The organism is Pseudomonas sp. GL-B-12 (genome assembly GCF_019955895.1).
In the GTDB taxonomy this organism is placed as follows: domain Bacteria; phylum Pseudomonadota; class Gammaproteobacteria; order Pseudomonadales; family Pseudomonadaceae; genus Aquipseudomonas.
On sequence record NZ_JAHBCX010000011.1, the window covers coordinates 370082 to 388540 of the forward strand.

Consider the following 18459-nt stretch of genomic DNA (forward strand, 5'->3'; position numbering starts at 1 on the left):
TTGAAGAACATCCTTTCCCGACTCTCGACGGTGGCGGTGGTCCTGCTGGCCTTGATCCTGGGGTGGTTCGCCTGGGAGCATTACACCCGCGCGCCCTGGACCCGGGATGCCCGGGTGCGTGCCGATGTGGTGACCTTGTCCGCCGATGTTTCGGGGCGAATCGTCAGCCTGGCCGTGCAGGACAACCAACATGTGAACAAAGGCCAGGCGCTGCTGGAGATCGACCCGGCGCGTTATACCCTTTCGGTGGAGCATGCCAAGCGCGCGGTGGAGGTGGCGAAAGCCTCACTTGGGCAGGCCCAGGCGGCCATTACCGCCAGCGAAGCCTTGCTCAAACAACGTCAGAGCGAGGAGCAACGGCGGCGCACGCTCAAGGATCGTTCGGCGATTTCCGGCGAAGAGTGGGAAAAGGCCAACACCGATGTGTCGGTGGCCCAGGCTGACTTGCTGCGTAATCAGGCCAACCTGGTGTTGGCCCAGGCCAACGTGCAACTTGCCATCGCGGCCTTGACCCAGTCCGAGCTCGATTTGCAGCGTACCCACGTCGTTTCCCCGGTAACCGGCTATGTCACCAATCTGCTGACCCGGGAGGGCGACTATGCCGCGGCCGGTGGTCCATTGCTGGCGCTGGTGGACAGCGACTCGTTCTATGTCAGCGGTTACTTTGAAGAAACCAAGTTGCCGCGGATCGGGGAGGGCGACCGGGTCAAGATCGAATTGATGAGTGGCGAGACGTTTGGGGGCAAAGTGCAGAGCATTGCCTTCGCCATTGCCGACCGGGAAAACCTGCCCGGTGGCCGCCTGCTGGCCAACATCAACCCTAGTTACACCTGGATCAAACTGGCGCAACGGGTGCCGGTGCGGATCGAGATCGATGCCGACTATGCGGGTAAAAACAACCTGCGGGCGGGGACCACGGCCACTGTGACCGTCCAGGAAAACCATCGGACTGAAGATCACCGTTAACCCTTGTGGGAGCGGGCTTGCTCGCGAAGACGGTGTGTCAGGCAATACATATGTTTACTGACGCACTGCCTTCGCGAGCAAGCCCGCTCCCACAGGGAACTGTGGTGGTTTCAGTATTGTGTTAAGGCAAAAAAAACCCCGCGACCGAATGAGACGCAGGGCAAAGAAATTGGTTGGTTGCGGCCAACCAAAGGAGCACTTCAACACATCGGGTTAATTGCTCGCGACCGTCTCCGGCTGCCAGCCGCCACCGAGGGCCTTGTAGATCGCGACGATGCCGCGATACAGGTCGACTTCGGCCTGGGCCTGAGTGTCTTCGGCCGCCAGGCGTTCCCGCTGGGCATCGAGCAACACGAGGAAATCGGCCGTGCCTTCGCGGTAGCGGATCTCCGCCAGGTCGGCGGCCGAGCGGCTCGATTCGCTCTGGCGAATCAGCGAGATCAGGCGCTGCTGGCGTTTGCCGTAGTCGCTGAAGGCGTTTTCCGATTCTTCCAGGGCCAGCAACACTTGCTGCTCGTAGGTCGCCAGGGCGCCTTCGGCATCGGCGTCGGCACCGCGCAACCGGGCCTTCACGCTGCCCAGGTCAAACGCTGCCCAAGTGATGCTCGGGCCCAGTGCCCAGGCGTTGGCCGCCGAGGAACCGATCTGCGAACCGCGCCCGGCCGTAAAGCCAAGGAAGCCACTGAGGCTGACCCGTGGGAACAGATCAGCCTTGGCCACGCCGATACGTGCCGTGGCCGACGCCAATTGGCGCTCGGCACTGCGAATGTCCGGACGGCGTTGCAACAATTCACCCGGATCACCGATCGGCAACGCCTTGGCGATCGCCGGCAGGTCTTTCGGGCTCAGGTCCACGGTCAGCTTGTCCGGACGTTCACCCAGCAGGGTGGCGATACGGTTTTTCTGCCGGATCTGTTCGGCCTGCAGTTGTGGCACGCTGGCTTCGACCGACGCCAGTCGCGCATCGGCGCGCTCCACATCGAGCTGATCGCCGACACCGGCATCACGCAGGCTGACCGTGATCTTGCGCGACTCCTGCTGATTCTGCAGGTTGGCCAGTGCGATCTTTTCCCGCAGCTGCGCGCCGCGCAGTTGACCGTAGGAATCCACCAGTTCGGCAATCATGGTGACTTGCAGTTGGTACAGATCGGCCTCGAACGCCTGTTGCTCGGCGTTGGCCGACTCCAGGTTGCGCTGGATGCGGCCGAACAGATCAATTTCCCAGGCCATGTCCAGGCCCAGGTCATAGCGTTCAGTGTTGACCCGGTCGGTGGCCTGGCCCGGAATCTGGCCTTTGCCCAGGTCACTGCTGACGCGGCTGGTGATGGTCGGCATGGCGTCGTTGCTGACGTCGTCGCGGATCGCCCGTGCGGCTTTCCAGCGGGCGAAGGCGACGCGCAAATCGCGGTTGCCTTGCAGGGATTGCGTCACCAGCTGGTTGAGGGTCGGGTCTTCGAACTGCTGCCACCAGATGCCTTCGAAACGCGAACGGTCAAAGTTCTTCTGGCCGGCGGCGCCATCGGTGACGGCCGTGATGTGGGCCGCCTCGGTGGTTGGCGTCTTGTAGTCCGGGCCCACGGCACAGGCACTCAGGGCCAGTACCAGCAGGCTCGGCAGGAAGGCTTTCAAACTCATCAATGCGACTCCAGCTTCAGGGCGGCCTTGGCGGCTTTACGCGCTTGGCCGCGCTCGACAAAGTTACGAATCAATACGTAGAACACTGGCGTCAGCAACAGACCGAAGAAGGTCACCCCGAGCATCCCGGAGAACACTGCCACACCCATGGCATGACGCATTTCGGCACCGGCACCGCTGGAGAACACCAGCGGCACAACGCCCATGATGAACGCGAAGGAGGTCATCAGGATCGGCCGCAGACGCAGGCGGCAAGCTTCCAGAACCGCCGCCAGCGGGTTGAGGCCTTCCAGTTGCTTGTCCTTGGCAAACTCGACGATCAGGATCGCGTTCTTACAGGCCAAGCCCACCAATACGATCAATCCGATCTGGGTAAAGATGTTGTTGTCGCCACCGGACGCAATCACCCCGGTAATGGCCGACAGCAGGGTCATCGGTACGATCAGGATCACCGCCAGTGGCAGGCTCCAGCTTTCGTACTGGGCCGCCAGTACCAGGAACGCCAGCAGCACACAGAGCGGGAACACGAACAGCGCGGTGTTGCCGGACAGGATCTGCTGGTAGGTCAGGTCGGTCCATTCGTAGGTCATGCCGTTCGGCAGTTCTTCCTTGAGCAGTTTCTCGATGGCTTTTTCGGCCTGGCCGGAGCTGTAGCCGGGGGCTGCCGCACCGTTGATTTCAGCGGTGATGAAGCCGTTGTAGTGCATCACGCGGTCGGGACCTGAGGTGTCGCTGACCTTGATGAAGGTCGCCAGCGGAATCATCTCGCCCTTGTTGTTGCGTACTTTCAGCTGGCCGATCTGGTCCGACTCGAGGCGGAACTGTTGCTCGGCCTGAACGTTGACCTGATAGGTGCGACCGAAGCGGTTGAAGTCGTTGGCATACAGCGAACCCAGGTAGATCTGCAGGGTGTCGAAGATGTCGCTGACGGCCACGCCGTGGGTCTTGGCTTTTTCCCGATCGATAGCGGCATCGACCTGCGGCACGTTCACCGTGTAGCTGGTGAACAGGCCCGCCAGTTCCGGCACGTTGTGGCTCTTGTTGATGATGTTCATGGTTTCCTTGTACAGCTCTTCGTAGCCCAGGTTGCCCCGGTCTTCGATCTGCAGGCGGAAACCACCGATGGTGCCCAGGCCTTGTACCGGCGGCGGCGGGAAGATCGCCATGTAGGCTTCCTGAATGTTCGCGTATTGGCCGTTCAAGGCACCGGCAATCGCACCGGCGGACATGCTCGGGTCTTTACGCTCGTCGAACGGCTTTAGAGTCACGAACACGATGCCGGCGTTCGGGCTGTTGGTGAAGCCGTTGATCGACAGGCCAGGGAAGGCCACGGCACTTTCCACGCCAGGCTGTTTCAGGGCCAGGTCGGACATGCGCTTGATCACGTCTTCGGTACGGTCCAGGCTCGAGGCATCCGGCAGTTGCGCGAAGGCCACCAGGTATTGCTTGTCCTGGCCGGGGACGAAACCGGTCGGGGTGCTGGAGAAACCGAAGAAGGTCAGGACCATCAGGCCGGCGTACAGCAGCAGGGCGATGCCGCTTGAGCGGATCACACGGGCAACGGTGCCGACGTAACCATGGCTGGCCTTTTCAAAGAAGCGGTTGAACGGACGGAACAGCCAGCCACCGAAAATCTTGTCCAGTACCTTGGAGAAACGGTCTTTCGGCGCGTCATGGCCCTTGAGCAATACCGCGGCCAGGGCCGGCGACAGGGTCAGGGAGTTGAAGGCCGAGATCACCGTGGAAATCGCGATGGTCAGGGCGAACTGCTTGTAGAACTGGCCAGTCAGGCCGGAAATGAACGCCGCAGGAACAAACACCGCACACAGCACTAGCGCCGTGGCAATGATGGGGCCGGTCACTTCACGCATGGCGCGTTTGGTGGCTTCGACCGGGGTCAATCCAAGCTCGATGTTCCGTTCGACGTTCTCCACCACCACGATGGCATCGTCCACCACGATACCGATCGCCAGTACCAGGCCGAACAGCGACAAGGCGTTGAGCGAGAAACCAAACAGATGCATCACGGCAAAGGTACCGATCAGCGATACCGGCACAGCGACCAATGGAATGATCGAGGCGCGCCAGGTTTGCAGGAACAGGATCACCACCAGCACCACGAGGATCAGCGCTTCGAAGAGGGTGTGAACCACCGCCTCGATGGAGCCACGCACGAAGATTGTCGGGTCATAGACGATGCTGAAATCCATGCCTTCGGGGAAGCTCTTCTTCAGCTCGGCCATTTTTGCCCGAACTTCGTTGGAGATTTCGATGGCATTGGAGCCCGGACGCTGGAAGATCGGGATCGCCACCGCCGGCTGGTTGTTCAGCAACGAACGCAGGGCGTACTGGCTGGAGCCCAGTTCGACGCGAGCGATGTCCTTGAGGCGAGTGATTTCACCGTTGTCGCCAGAGCGAATGATGATGTTCTCGAACTCTTCCTCGGACACCAGACGGCCCTGTGTGTTGACCGACAGCTGGAATGCCGTGGCATTCGGTGCAGGAGGCGCACCCAGCGCACCGGCCGCCACCTGACGGTTCTGTTCACGGATCGCCGTGACCACATCGGTCGCGGTCAGGTTGCGCGAAGCGGTCTTGTTCGGGTCGAGCCACACTCGCAGCGAGTAATCGCCCATGCCAAACAACTGCACATCACCGACACCGCCCAGGCGCGCCAGCTCATCCTTGATGTTGAGCAGGGCGTAGTTGGACAGGTACAGCATGTCGTAGCGTTTGTCCGGCGAGGTCAAGTGCACCACCATGGTCAGGTCGGGCGACGCCTTGTCCACGGTGATACCGATGCGCGTCACTTCCTCGGGAAGTTTCGGCTCGGTGCGGGTCACGCGGTTCTGTACCTGCACCTGGGCGTTGTCCAGGTCGGTGCCCAGGGCAAAGGTGATGGTCAGGGTGATCTTGCCGTCGGCGGTGGATTGCGAGGACATGTACAGCATGTTCTCGACGCCGGTGATGGCTTGCTCCAGCGGCGCGGCCACGGTTTCGCCGATGACCTTGGGGTTGGCGCCCGGGAAGTTGGCGCGGACCACCACGGTCGGCGGCACCACTTCCGGGTATTCGCTGATCGGCAACTGGAACAGCGAGATCGCACCGGCGATCAGGATCAACAGCGATAGAACCGCTGCGAAGATCGGCCGCGAAATGAAGAATTGGGAAAAATTCATCGTAAAAATCCCTTAACCGCGTGGGGTCGTGGCAGCCAGTTTCACAGCCGTACCCGGCGCAACCTTGGCAGGCGCGACTTGGGGCAGGTTGCTGGCTTCCAGCGCTTGGCGTTGTTGTGCGAGTGCCGCGAGGGTTTGTTCGCTGGCCATCGGAATCACTTCAGGGGTGACCGGTGAACCAGGGCGTACCCGTTGCAGGCCCTTGACGATGATGGTGTCGTCCTTGTTCAGGCCGTTGCGCACGATGCGCAGACCTTCGATCTTCGGACCCAGCTCCACCGCGCGGTAGGCGGTCTTGTTGTCGCCATCCATCACCAGCACGAACTTCTTGCCCAGGTCAGTGCCGACCGCTTCGTCATTGATCAGCATGGCGCTGTAGGTGCCGCTGCCCACCAATTTCAGGCGTGCATACAGGCCCGGTGTGTAGCTGCCATCGCTATTGTCGAACACTGCGCGACCACGGATGGTGCCGGTCTTCGGGTTGACCTGGTTGTCGACGAAGTTCATCACGCCCTGGTGCGGGTTGCCGTCCTCGTTGGACAGGCCCATGTAGACCGGGGTGGTGGCGCCGCGTTTGCCCTGGCGAGCGAGCTCGGTGTACTTGAGGAACACACGTTCGTCCGCGTCGAAGTAGGCGTACACCTTGTCGGTGGAAACGACGCTGGTCAGTGGCGTGGTATCGGCGGTCACCAGGTTGCCGGCGGTGATTTCCGCACGGCTGACGCGGCCGCTGATCGGTGCGGTGACGCGGGTGAAGCTCAGGTTCAGCTTGGCCAGATCCAGTTGCGCTTGAAGGGCACCGACGGCGGCGCGGGCTTCCTGGGCGGCGCTGGTACGCGAGTCGGCCAGTTCGGCGGAAATGGCGTTGCTGGTACGCAGACGCTCACCGCGCTGGGCTTCGTTTTCGCTACGGGTGGCATTGGCGCGCGATTGTGCAACCAGGGCTTCGAGGCGGCGGACCTCAGCCTGGAACGGACGCGGGTCGATCTGGAACAGCAGGTCGCCTTTCTTGACCAGGGCGCCTTCAGTGAACGCCACTTCATCGATCTGGCCGGAGACCCGTGGACGAATCTCGACGGTTTCCGGCGCTTCGAGGCGGCCGGTGAATTCGTCCCACTCGTTGACCGGTTGTTCCAGCACCTTGGCCACGCTGACCTTGGCTGCTGGCATGCTGGCGGCGGTTTCCGGGGCCTTGCCGCAAGCGCTGATCACCACTACGGCCAACAAAGCCAACGGGAAGCGCAAATGTTTGAGTGACTGTTCCATGGATGCATCCGCCAATGTGTTGAGATTGGCGAATGATGCGCGGCGGGTTTGTATCTCACGAATCGAATGGGGCAAAGGTAACTATCATTCGGAATGATATAAGACCCAAGCCAGCCCTCTAGCCTGCGCCTTGCGTTCGGTCGTCATCAACTGGACTGATGACAATTGTGTGTTGCATTGGATGCAATAGTCAGGCTTGGAACCGTGTTGCGGCCATTGCGAGCAGGCTCGCTCCCACAGGGGATCATGTGCACCACCGAACCAATGTGGGAGCGAGCCTGCTCGCGAAGGGGCCAGAAGCCCTCATGCAAAACCGGGATCAAGCCAGGCTGTCCGGGTCGCCGAAAAACATCTGAATCCGCGACCGCAACCAGCGCTCCCCCGGATCGTTATCCTGCGACCCGCGCCAAGCCATGTGCAGTTCGAAACTGCGCACCGGCAACGGCGGATCTTCAGCTCGCACACCGCCGGCGGCAGTCAGCGCATCGGCTGTGTAGTCCGGCACTGTAGCCACGATGTCGGTTCCGGAGAGCAGGGTGCTCAGGCCGTTGAACTGCGGCACTGCGAGCACCACATGCCGTTTGCGCCCGAGCTTTTCCAGTTCTTCATCAATGAAGCCGCTGAGGTCGCCGGCGAACGACACCAGGGCATGAGGGCGGGCGCAGTAATCATCCAGGCTCAACGGCCCCGGCACGGTGTCGGCGCGCAACAGCTTCGGCTGGCTGCGGCGCAGTACCTTGCGCTTGGCGTTGGCCGGCAGGTCGGTGGTGTAGCTGACACCAATGGATATCTCGCCGGATGCCAGCAACCCCGGCATCAGGATGTAGTTGACCCTGCGCACCACCAGCACAATCCCCGGCGATTCGGCACGCAGGCGCTTGAGCAGCATTGGCAGCAAGGCGAACTCGACATCGTCCGAAAGGCCGATGCGGAACACGGCGGTACTTGTGGCAGGATCGAACTCGGCGGCACGGCTGACGGCGGTGGAAATCGAATCCAGTGCCGGCGAGAGCAGGGCGAAGATCTCTACCGCCCTGGCGGACGGCTCCATGCTGCGGCCGGTACGCACAAACAATGGGTCATCGAACAAGCCGCGCAGGCGCGAGAGCGCCGCACTGATGGCTGGCTGGCCGAGGAACAGTTTTTCCGCAGCACGGGTCACGCTGCGTTCGTGCATCAATGTTTCGAAAACGATCAACAGGTTCAGGTCGACACGACGCAGGTCATTACGATTCATCTGGAGTCCTGGCAGAGTCAGCAAACTTGACGTGGGCAGCCATATGAGAACAATGGCCAGCAGGAATATTACGGGGAAAGGCTGGTACTCTGCACCGGGTAATTCAGATTTCCTGCAAAAGCGGTTTCGGTTTCTTACGGCATTTAACGATGTTGCCGCTGCTGCGGAATCAATGACAGGCATGTCGACTATTAATAGCCACAGATAGTGTTGGGTTGAAAGCCCAGCTAGAGTTCAAGGCATTAGAGGTTCATTTGGCGAGGTTTGCGATGTCCCGCACGATCCGTTTTCACAAGTTTGGTCCTGCCGAGGTGCTCAAATGCGAAGAGCATGCGGCGTCTCTGCCTGCACCGGGCGAAGTGCAGGTGCGCGTCGAGGCGATCGGCATCAGTTGGTATGACACTCTCTGGCGCCAGAACCTGGCCCCGTCCCATGCCCGTCTGCCTTCAGGCCTTGGCCAGGAGATGGCTGGTATCGTCACCGCTGTCGGTGATGGCATCGATGACCTGGAAGTGGGTGACAAGGTTGCCAGCTTTCCGGCCCAAAGCCCGAACGACTACCCGGTTTACGGCGAGCAGATCGTTCTGCCGCGCTCGGCGGTCACCCGTTATCCGGACATTCTCAGCCCGATTGAAGCCAGTGTGCACTACACGCCGTTGTTGATTGCCTATTTCGCCTATGCGGATCTGGCACGGGTCAAACCCGGGCAGTTTGCCCTGGTGACCGACGCCAGCCATTGCGCCGGACCTTCGTTCGTACAGCTGGGCAAGGCCTTGGGTGTTCGAGTGATTGCCGCAACCAAGTCAGCAGAAGAGCGTGAGTATCTGCTGTCGCTGGGGGCCGAGAAAGTCATCGTTACCGAGGAAGAAGATCTGCTGATGCGGGTCAACAAAATCACAGACAACCGCGGCGTGGATGTGGTGTTCGATGGTTTGGGCGGTCCGCAGATGTCGTTGCTGGGCGATGTGCTGGCACCTCGCGGCAGCCTGGTGCTGTACGGCCTGCAAGGTGGCAACCAGACGCCTTTCCCGGCCTGCGCAGCGTTCCAGAAGAATATTCAGTTCTTCGTGCACTGCATCGGCAACTTCACTGGCAAGCCGGAACTGGGCATCACCCAGGACCAGGTTGCACTGCAACGTGCCTTGCGCGACATCAATCAGCTGACCGCCGACCGCGTTCTGCTGCCGCTCAAGACTCGGGTCTTCCCGTTTGCCGAGTTTGTCGAAGCACACCGCTACATGGACGAATGCCCGTGTCACGAGAGGGTCGCGCTGCAGGTCGAACCGGCGTAATACTTACCAAGAAGCTATCCAAGAGTCCGTGCCCACACGGACTCTTTCGTTTCAGCCCCCGAAACCCGTCGATCCGCAGGCCGGTCCAGCAACTGAACTGGTTTTTGCTCGTAATCTGTAGCTTCTAATCAGCCACTAAGCCCTGATAATTGAATGATTACTTTCATCTCAAGGAATGAGTCATGGCTGGGTGTCAGGCTGAAACTTTTCAATGTGCGCCGTCGGTGCAAATCTCCAAATTAGTTTGTTGTTGTTTAGTTGCCAAAAACACAGCGACAACTTCCTTCTTTATTTCTTGTATTAAGAGTCTGTGGGACTTTGTCGGACATTTCCTAGGACTCCGCTTTCAATCGGGGAAACCCTTGCCAGCCGGGCACTACAGCCCTGACGTCGTCGTTAACCCGAGGAGGCGCTGCGATCGTTTCAAATGATTTCAAGAAAATTCAAGTGTTAGCATTTGGCAATAAAGTCCATGACTCCATTCGCGCAGACAGTCCAACGGGATTTGCTGTCTGCGCGATGTTGAACTTACGAGTATCAGGTAAATAACGATGACCAGCATCCATGACCAAGCGATGAACTATGTCTATCAACAAGTGCTGCAGCGATTGCTGGGTTTTTTCTCTCGTGCCGAACGCACTGCATTGCAATTGTTGATTCAGCGTCTGGCGGTTGCGGCGGGGGGCATGGAGCGCATTGGCGATTACAAGGTGTTGGCGATCCAGTCCGGGGCCCGTGACAACTGCTACACCCTGGCGCTGTTGCGTGCTGCGCAGTTGACCATTGCCACTCGGTCGCCGGCGACATTCCAGTTGCGCATAGCCTCGTTGCGGTTGAACGGGGCAAACGGCGCGGCCGTGGAAAACATGCACCGGACCAACAGCGCATTGTTTGTCTATGACGATCCCCGGGTCGAGGTGTTGATGGTCGATGATCGGGAAGTCTTGCCGTTCAACCCCCTGACGCCGATCTCCGACGCCGGTCGCGAGTCCAGTCGCCTGAACCTGCTGCTGATCGGCCATCGCCGGGAGTGGCGGGATGGGTTCGACCTGTGGGATGACGGTTATCTGGCCACGGGAGAGTTCTATGGACAAATCGCCCGCTGGGACGGTGGTGTCGACGCGTTGCTCATCAGTGACACGCCGCGTCAGCAGAAGCAGTTCATCGACGGTTTGAAGCGTGCCGCCACCAAGGCAGGGCTCAAGCCTTCGCCCGCGGGAGAGGCCGGTTATGCGGGATTGTTTGCATTGCTCGATGAACTGGGCAGCGACTGTTATCACGCGTTCTACGCCGATTACGGCCAGGCCCCGTGGCGCCCGCAAGAGCGCTTTGAGACGTGTCGTCGTACGGCCTGCATCGACATTCACGACCTGCTGGTCAGCAACCTGGAAGAGCGCTGGCCATTGCTGACTGAGTTTCTCCGGTTCCAGCCGGACGAACTGTCCGCGCAGATCAGCGACAACGAATTCATCAGCCCGTTGATCTCGGCGCACGTCAGGGGGTTGCAGGCGTGCTACGTGCAGGGCCGCAATTACGAGTCCGGCATTGCGCAATACCTGCAACGCGCTTTGGTGATGATGCGCCGCAAGCGCTTGCCCGAGCGTTTGTGCGAGCAGGCCATCGAGGTCTTCGGCAACCCGGCGACACTGACCGAGCAGCGCGCCCGAGCGGCGGCCGAAGCGCAAAAGAACCTGGGCCTGAGCGAAGCACAGCTGGTGTGCCTGCTTTTTTCTCCTTTCATCGAAAAAGGTGCGGGGCTTGAGCGTTTCCTGCGTCAGTGCCATCCCGGCATGCTGGTGGCCATGCCCGAGTTGCATCGGGCCATGCAGGGGCATCCAGTCGCCGAACAGATCATGCAATGGATGATTGATGTCAGCGGATTGCCCGTCAGCCTGGTTGGCCAGCTTTACCGCACGGAGTGGACGCCAGCAGGCGCTGGCGGGGCGGCTGAAGCAATCATCCAGAGGGGCGGGCCGCAAAATACGCCGGGCGATCCTGACGCCGGCATCACATTGGTGGATGAATGGTCAGCGGGTCACTGAGCGTGGGCGGATTTTCAGCCAGTGCGGTTGGCCTTCGCCCATGAAAGGTCCACGAGAAACGGATTTCGCCTATCAGGCGGTTTATCGATACCTGGTCAGCCTGATCAACGAGTCTGAAGGGGATTCGCGCATCCGCCTGCCGTCGCTGCGGCATCTGGCGGAACGTCTCAATGTGTCGATCTCGACCATTCAGTACGCCTATTCGCTGCTGGAGAAAGAAGGGCGCGTCTATTCGGTGGCCAAGTCCGGTTACTACGCGTTGCCAGTGTCCTCGATCAACCTGCAGGACAGCGGCAGCGATCTGCTGGAAGCCGTCTATGTCAATGCCAGGCGCCCGGGGATGCTGGTCCTGAGCACCGATGAACCGGCGTTGCTGCAGCCGCTCGACAGTCCTTTGTTGCTTTTGGAGCGAGAGCTGCTGCGCCAGTATCCCCGCCAGCCGCAGTCGCCTTCGCAACCCTGCGGCGAGCTCGAATTGCGCACCGCCCTGGCAGCCCGCTACACCACGTCTCCGATGCGTTACTGGCACGCCGATGATGTCTATATCGGCGCCGACCTTCGCGGTGTACTGGAAATCCTGATCGCCGTGCTGGGCTTGAAAGACGCCACCGTGGTGGTCGAATCGCCGTGCGACTGGACGATCCTGCGTTTGTTTCAAGCCGCCTGCGTGCGGGTGATCGAGTTGCCTGTGCAAGCCGATGGCTGCCTGGATCCGGAACGGCTCAACATGCTGCTGGATACCGAACCGGTAAGGTTGGTGATGCTGTCCTCGGCCCTGAATATGCCCCGCGGCAGCCTGGCGCCTGACGAAAACAGGCAGGCCATTGCCCGGCTTTTGGCCGCGCATGACAGTTGGGTGCTGGAGAACGACTGTTATGGCGAACTTGGATTCGACCTGGGCGGCGTGCGCTTTCGAGACTTGCTGGACCCTGAACGGCTGATGGTGTTTTCTACGTTCGAGAAAATCATCGGGCCTGAAGCGCCCTATGGTTATCTGCTTTCAAGGCATTTGAGCGCTGAACTGCAACGGCACTTTCTGCTGCGTTCCTTCCGTCTCTCGCCGATTCGCCAGAAAGCCATCGCCCGCTTGTACTGCAGCGGTCGCATCGATCAACACCTGCTGGTGCTGCGGCGGTTACTCAAGGAGCGCAAGAGTCAAATGACCCTGCTATTGCAGGAGCGATTGGGGGATGCCTTGCATTTCGTCGAGCCTGAAGGCGGAGCAACGATCTGGGTGCGCTCGTTGCGTCGGGTCAATGTCCGTCGTGTGTTCCAGCGCCTGCTGGCCCATCAAGTGGTCATCGCGCCGGGCGAACTGTTCAGCCTCCACGGTCTGCACGGACAGCATTTGCGCTTGAGTCATACCTTCGGCGGCGATCACAATCTGGCTGTCGCACTGGGCTTGTTGGGGGATGCGCTGCGTCTGGAATCGATCGAGTGAGTGAGACAAAAAATAACACCCTTGACTCTGTTGGATCGATCCCATCGCCTTGCGGTCAAACTGCCAGTAAACTGCGGCCCAATTCCTGAACCACTCTATTCCAGAGGTTTTGCATGACACTCAGTCCTTTTGCGGGTAAACCGGCACCGGCAGAATTGTTGGTCGACATCCCGCGACTGGTAACGGCCTATTACACCGGCCAGCCTGATGCTGCGATTTCGACCCAGCGTGTTGCCTTCGGCACGTCCGGGCACCGGGGCAGCTCGTTCGACTTGAGTTTCAACGAATGGCACGTGCTGGCGATCAGCCAGGCGATCTGCCTGTATCGCGAAGCTCAAGGCATCGATGGCCCGCTGTTTGTCGGTATCGACACCCACGCGCTGTCCACACCGGCCGGCGCCAGCGCCCTCGAAGTGCTGGCGGCCAACGGCGTGACCGTGATGATTGCCGCTGGTGACGAGTACACGCCGACACCGGCCATTTCCCATGCGATTCTCTGCTACAACCGCGGTCGCACCAGCGGCCTGGCGGACGGCATTGTCATCACGCCGTCCCACAACCCACCGCAAAGCGGTGGCTACAAGTACAACCCAACCAACGGTGGTCCGGCCGATACCCACATCACCAAGTGGATCGAAGCCAAGGCCAACGAACTGCTGGCCAACAAGCTCGCTGGCGTCAAGCGCATCAGCTACGAGCAGGCACTGAAGGCCAGCACCACCCATCGTCACGATTACCTCAATACCTATGTCGCCGACCTGATCAACGTGATCGACTTCGACGCCATCCGCGATGCCAAGCTGCGCCTGGGTGTCGATCCGCTGGGTGGAGCGGGGGTGCGCTACTGGTCGGCGATTGCCGAGCATTACCGCCTGGACCTGGATGTGGTGAACAAAGAGGTCGACCCGACCTTCCGTTTCATGACCGTCGACTGGGACGGCCAGATCCGCATGGACCCATCGTCCAGCCACGCCATGCAAGGCCTGATTGGCCTGAAACAACGCTTCGACGTGGCGTTTGCCTGCGATCCGGACCACGACCGCCATGGCATCGTCACGCCGTCCGGTGGTTTGCTGGCGCCGAACAACTACCTCGCCGTTGCCATCGACTACCTGTTCCAGAACCGTCCGCAATGGCGCGCCGATGCTGGCGTGGGTAAAACCGTGGTCAGCAGCGGCTTGATCGATCGCGTGGCCAAGCGCCTGGGTCGCCGCCTGTACGAAGTGCCGGTCGGTTTCAAATGGTTTGCCGACGGCCTGTTCGATGGATCCCTCGGTTTCGGCGGCGAAGAAAGCGCCGGTGCCTCGTTCCTGCGCAAGGACGGCGGCGTCTGGAGCACCGACAAGGACGGTTTGATTCCGGCCCTGCTGGCCGCCGAGATGACTGCCCGAACCGGGCGCGACCCGAGCCAGGCGTATCGCGCCTTGACCGATGAACTGGGTGAGCCGTTCTCGGTGCGGGTCGACGCCAAGGCCAATCCGGAGCAGAAAGCGCTGTTGAGCAAGCTGTCGCCGCAACAGGTCACCTCGACCCAACTGGCCGGCGAACCGATCCATAGCATCCTCAGCCACGCACCGGGCAATGACCAGGCCATTGGCGGTCTCAAGGTCATGACCGAGAACGGTTGGTTCGCGGCACGGCCGTCGGGCACGGAAGACATCTACAAGATCTACGCCGAAAGCTTTGTCAGCGACGACCACCTCAAGCAACTGGTGGCTGAGGCGCAAACGCTGGTGGATGGTGCCATTTCTGCGAAATAAGCACACAACCCTGTGGGAGCGGGCTTGCTCGCGAAGGCGGTATCAGCTTCAACATCAATGTTGACTGAAACACCGCTTTCGCGAGCAAGCCCGCTCCCACAAAGGGCTCGCTGCAGCAACTAAAAAAGGGGTGACCAATACGGTCGCCCCTTTTTTTGGATTGCACTCAGAAGATCACGCCAGATCCACCAGAACGATCTCGCTGTCCTCGATGGCCGTCACCCGCAGCACTTGCTCATCAGCAACCGCGACACCATCTCGAGCCTGTGCACGCAAGCCATTGACTTCAATGACCCCGGTGGCCGGCACCAGGTAAGCACGACGCCCCATGTCCAGCGGATATTCGGCAGACTCGCCGGCCTTCAGGTTGGCCGCTACCAGCCGCGCATCGGCGCGAATGCGCAGGCTCTGATCGTCGCCTTCCTTGCCGCTGGCCAGGGTGACAAAACCTTCGCGGTTGCCTTTCGGGAACGGCTTGGCGCCCCAGGACGGGGCCAGGCCGGACTCATTCGGGATGATCCAGATCTGGAAAATCCTGGTCGGCGTGGCTTCCAGGTTGTACTCGCTGTGGGCGATGCCGGTGCCGGCGCTCATGACCTGGACGTCACCGGCTTCGGTGCGGCCCTTGTTGCCAAGGTTATCCTGGTGGGTAATGGCGCCTTCGCGGACATAGGTGATGATTTCCATGTCGCGGTGCGGGTGTTGCGGGAAACCGGTGCCGGGAGCGATCACGTCGTCGTTCCAGACCCGCAGGTTGCCCCAGTTCATGCGCTTGGGATCGTAGTACTCGGCGAACGAAAAATGGTGGTGAGCATCCAACCAGCCGTGGTGAGCGCCGCCGAGGGTGTTGAAAGGTCTGAGTTCAAGCATGATCGTCTCCAGAAAAGGTTCGTCATGGGGCCAGGTGCCTGAGCCACGAAGCGAGACCGGTGAGTGATGACGGCCATCATCCAACAGGCAACAATCGATAAAAAGCGTAAAAAATGCAGCATTCCCATCGAATGGATTGATATAAAACGAACTCGAAAGGTTCTCACCCAGCCTTCACTTCATCGCATAAGCCAATGAGTCATAAGCAATTCACTAGAACTCAAGGGCAAATGCAGACACCATAGCGCTCAACAGCCTCACACCCTGGAGTCAGTCCGCGTGCCGCAACACACCCCCGATTTTCCTCCTGAACTTCGCCCCTTGGCCGAGATGCCGCTGATCAAGCGATTGCTCGCCCGATTCTTCGGCTACAGCCTGACCCGCCTGCACGCACAGCATCGTGCGTCGTGGTTGCATGGCCAGGCCGACGGTTTTCGCAGCGGTCACAGCGCCGGGGTCGATTACGGCTACAAGGAAGGCAAGCTCGAAGGGCTGGAGGAGGGTCGGCAGGTCCTGCTGATCCGCGACTCGCGCTGCACTGAACACCGACCGCCGAATGTCGATGACCTGCTGTTCGACGACTGGCGCCTGCCGTTGAGTGCCGAGTTGAAGAAGCGCATGAAGGCCGATGTCGCCCGCTTGCTGCCAGCCCATGCCCAACCCAGCGCCGCACAGTGGAAAATGATCTTCAGCGATACACCGTCCACTTCGGTGATCGCGGGTGCCGGTGCAGGCAAATCGACCACCCTGGTGCTGCGTATCTTGCTGTTGACCCATTACCTGGGTTTCGAACTGAGTTCAATGACGGTGGTGACCTTCACCCGTGAATCGCGCAAGGACTTCATCAACAAGCTGATCGAACTGTTTGCACTCTGGGGCCGCGCGATCAGTTTCAAGGAGGCGCGGGATCTGGTGCGCACCTTTCACTCGCGGATCCTGCCGATGGTGCGCAGTCTTCCCGGTTTCGAGCGTTTGCAGGCTTTCGAGAACCTCAGCCTGCGGGCCGCACAGGGTGACGAGGAGGTCGACAGCAATCCGTTCGATCTGCGCATCAACGACGCTCAACGTCAACAACTCAACGCCTGCTATCACCGTTTGCACAGTGACGATGAGCGTTTTCGCGAGCTGATCAAGCCATTGTCCCGGCATGCCCTGCAACTCAAGGAGCTGGAGCGCGATCACCCGGATGTGCAGAAACGCATGGGCGTTACCGAGCTTGCGGCCAAGCGCGATGAAGAACTGTGCGACGCCATCGAGGACCTATGGTTTCGCGCCGGTGCCTGGCCCATCAAGGGCATCGAACCGAATCGCCAGTCGTTCGATATCAACGGTTCGACATTCCATTGTCACGGCTACATCCCGTCCCTGGATGCCTGGGTGGTGCTGGGGTTCGATCCTCGGGAAAACCCGCAGGTCACGCGACCAAACGCCAAGCTGACAGTGCGTGCAGAGTGGGCAGTAAAGCGCACCCTGTTTCAAGCTTTCTGTCGTAAGCCATTGATATGGCTGGATAGTTACGAATCATCAAAGCGTGTCTTGGCCTCGCTCGCCGGCGATGCCAGCGCCGGGCCGGGCTTCGATTACAAGGTCAAGGGCGAGCTCGCTTCAGCGCCGTTGCTGGATTGTTTTGTCGCCGCCGCCGGCTTCATCGAAAACCTCGGGCTGGATGTGCCGAGCGCGGTAGGTCGGATGAGTTTCGCCAAGGACGATCCCGACCGGTTCTTCTTCGAAGCCTTGAGCCTTTACTGGCGGGCGCTGGAAGATCATCTGCTCGATCAGAAACCGCCGATCATGACCTACAACCGGATGTTCGCCCTGTTCAGCGAGCATTCGCCGGAGAATTTCAAACTGCTCGGCGATGATCTGCTGCGGCCGCTGTCACACCTGATGATCGACGAATTCCAGGATGTCTCGCCGCAGATCGTCTCCTGGATCAGGGCCAGCCTGGCAGAGATCCGCAGTCGCGGGCCGGCCATGCACGTAGGGCGCGGAGCCCAGCGTTCCTCGCTGCTCTGTGTGGGCGATGACTGGCAGTCCATCTATGGATGGCGCGGCAGTTCGCCGACCTACTTCATGGAATTCAACAAGGAGTTCCCGTCGCCGAGCACCACCAAGGTAATGCTCAGCGACAACTACCGCAGCCACCAGCACATCATCGATGCCGCCGAGCACATCGTACGTGCAGCACCGGCGATTGCCGGGAAGAAAGCCAAGGCCAGCGGTGAACCCAAGGCATTGCTGCCGGTGAACGTCCTCGATCGTGATGACCAGGGCATGGCCCAGCGCTTGATGGAGCATTACCGAAAGGGCGATTCGATCTTGATGCTTTATCGAAAAAGCAGCGATAAGTTATTGATAGAAGAGCATATTCAGTCAGTAGTTAATGATGATTCTAGCTTGCCGTATGAGGCGCGCAGGCTCAAGCAACTGACCTATCACAGCGCCAAGGGCCTCCAGGCCGATGCGGTGTTTTTGCTGGGCGACTGCCAGCACCTGACCAGTTCACCTTACAAGAATCAGGTTTACCGGATGGCGGGCCTGGGCAAGGCCGGTGACAGTGAGCCCTACGACAACGCCCAGAAGGACGAGATCCTGCGGCTGGCCTACGTGGGTATTACCCGCGCCGTCAGCCATTGCTACTGGTACGTCGATGCCCAAGACACCCAGGCCGCGAACATGCCCAAGGCCTCCGACCGGATCGGCAAGGGCAAGGCGTTCTTTGTCGACCATCGGCAGGGCAAGGCTTCTGCTTGAGCGAATATTGGCCCACA

Annotated in this window: 11 protein-coding genes; 6 read left to right on the forward strand and 5 right to left on the reverse strand. The window is 60.2% G+C overall.

What is annotated here, in order from left to right; translation table 11 throughout:
* Positions 1 to 966, forward strand: a complete 966-nt coding sequence (locus KGA85_RS07830) for an HlyD family secretion protein (protein ID WP_223453881.1) — start codon at positions 1 to 3, stop codon at positions 964 to 966.
* Between the two features lie 213 nt (positions 967 to 1179).
* Here KGA85_RS07830 and KGA85_RS07835 read toward each other — a convergent pair whose 3' ends face one another.
* From KGA85_RS07835 to KGA85_RS07850, 4 genes are all read right to left on the reverse strand, one after another.
* Positions 1180 to 2601 (reverse strand): efflux transporter outer membrane subunit, encoded by a 1422-nt coding sequence (locus KGA85_RS07835; protein WP_223453880.1) that lies wholly within the window; start codon positions 2599 to 2601, stop codon positions 1180 to 1182.
* Complete coding sequence (locus KGA85_RS07840) at positions 2601 to 5780, reverse strand: efflux RND transporter permease subunit (RefSeq protein ID WP_223453878.1); 3180 nt, start codon at positions 5778 to 5780, stop codon at positions 2601 to 2603. The genes KGA85_RS07835 and KGA85_RS07840 overlap by 1 nt, the downstream gene beginning before the upstream one ends.
* 12 nt (positions 5781 to 5792) lie before the next feature.
* Positions 5793 to 7046, reverse strand: coding sequence for a multidrug efflux RND transporter periplasmic adaptor subunit MexE (gene mexE / locus KGA85_RS07845; RefSeq protein WP_223453876.1), 1254 nt, complete (start codon positions 7044 to 7046; stop codon positions 5793 to 5795).
* A 319-nt stretch (positions 7047 to 7365) separates the two neighbouring features.
* Positions 7366 to 8283 carry a LysR family transcriptional regulator gene (locus KGA85_RS07850; protein ID WP_096511328.1) on the reverse strand — a complete coding sequence of 306 codons (918 nt, stop codon included), beginning with the start codon at positions 8281 to 8283 and terminating at the stop codon, positions 7366 to 7368.
* A gap of 269 nt (positions 8284 to 8552) precedes the next feature.
* On the opposite strand from KGA85_RS07850, the gene KGA85_RS07855 reads away from it, so the two are divergent.
* The 4 genes from KGA85_RS07855 (at position 8553) to pgm (ending at position 14818) form a co-directional block, all read left to right on the forward strand.
* On the forward strand, positions 8553 to 9575 hold the full coding sequence (locus tag KGA85_RS07855) for a zinc-dependent alcohol dehydrogenase family protein (RefSeq protein ID WP_223453875.1): 1023 nt from the start codon (positions 8553 to 8555) through the stop codon (positions 9573 to 9575).
* 551 nt (positions 9576 to 10126) lie between these two features.
* The gene (locus tag KGA85_RS07860; protein ID WP_223453873.1) at positions 10127 to 11617 is read left to right on the forward strand and encodes a hypothetical protein; all 1491 of its coding nucleotides are present in this window, start codon (positions 10127 to 10129) and stop codon (positions 11615 to 11617) included.
* A 40-nt stretch (positions 11618 to 11657) separates the two neighbouring features.
* Positions 11658 to 13058 carry a PLP-dependent aminotransferase family protein gene (locus tag KGA85_RS07865; protein ID WP_223532388.1) on the forward strand — a complete coding sequence of 467 codons (1401 nt, stop codon included), beginning with the start codon at positions 11658 to 11660 and terminating at the stop codon, positions 13056 to 13058.
* 113 nt (positions 13059 to 13171) lie between these two features.
* On the forward strand, positions 13172 to 14818 hold the full coding sequence (pgm, locus tag KGA85_RS07870; protein WP_223453868.1) for a phosphoglucomutase (alpha-D-glucose-1,6-bisphosphate-dependent): 1647 nt from the start codon (positions 13172 to 13174) through the stop codon (positions 14816 to 14818).
* Positions 14819 to 14992: 174 nt separating this feature from the next.
* Here the strand turns inward: pgm and KGA85_RS07875 are convergent, their stop codons facing one another.
* Positions 14993 to 15688, reverse strand: a complete 696-nt coding sequence (locus KGA85_RS07875) for a pirin family protein (RefSeq protein ID WP_223453866.1) — start codon at positions 15686 to 15688, stop codon at positions 14993 to 14995.
* A gap of 279 nt (positions 15689 to 15967) precedes the next feature.
* On the opposite strand from KGA85_RS07875, the gene KGA85_RS07880 reads away from it, so the two are divergent.
* Entirely contained in the window at positions 15968 to 18442 is a 2475-nt protein-coding gene (locus KGA85_RS07880; RefSeq protein WP_223453864.1) for a UvrD-helicase domain-containing protein, read from the forward strand.
* The last annotated feature ends 17 nt before the right edge of the window (positions 18443 to 18459 follow it).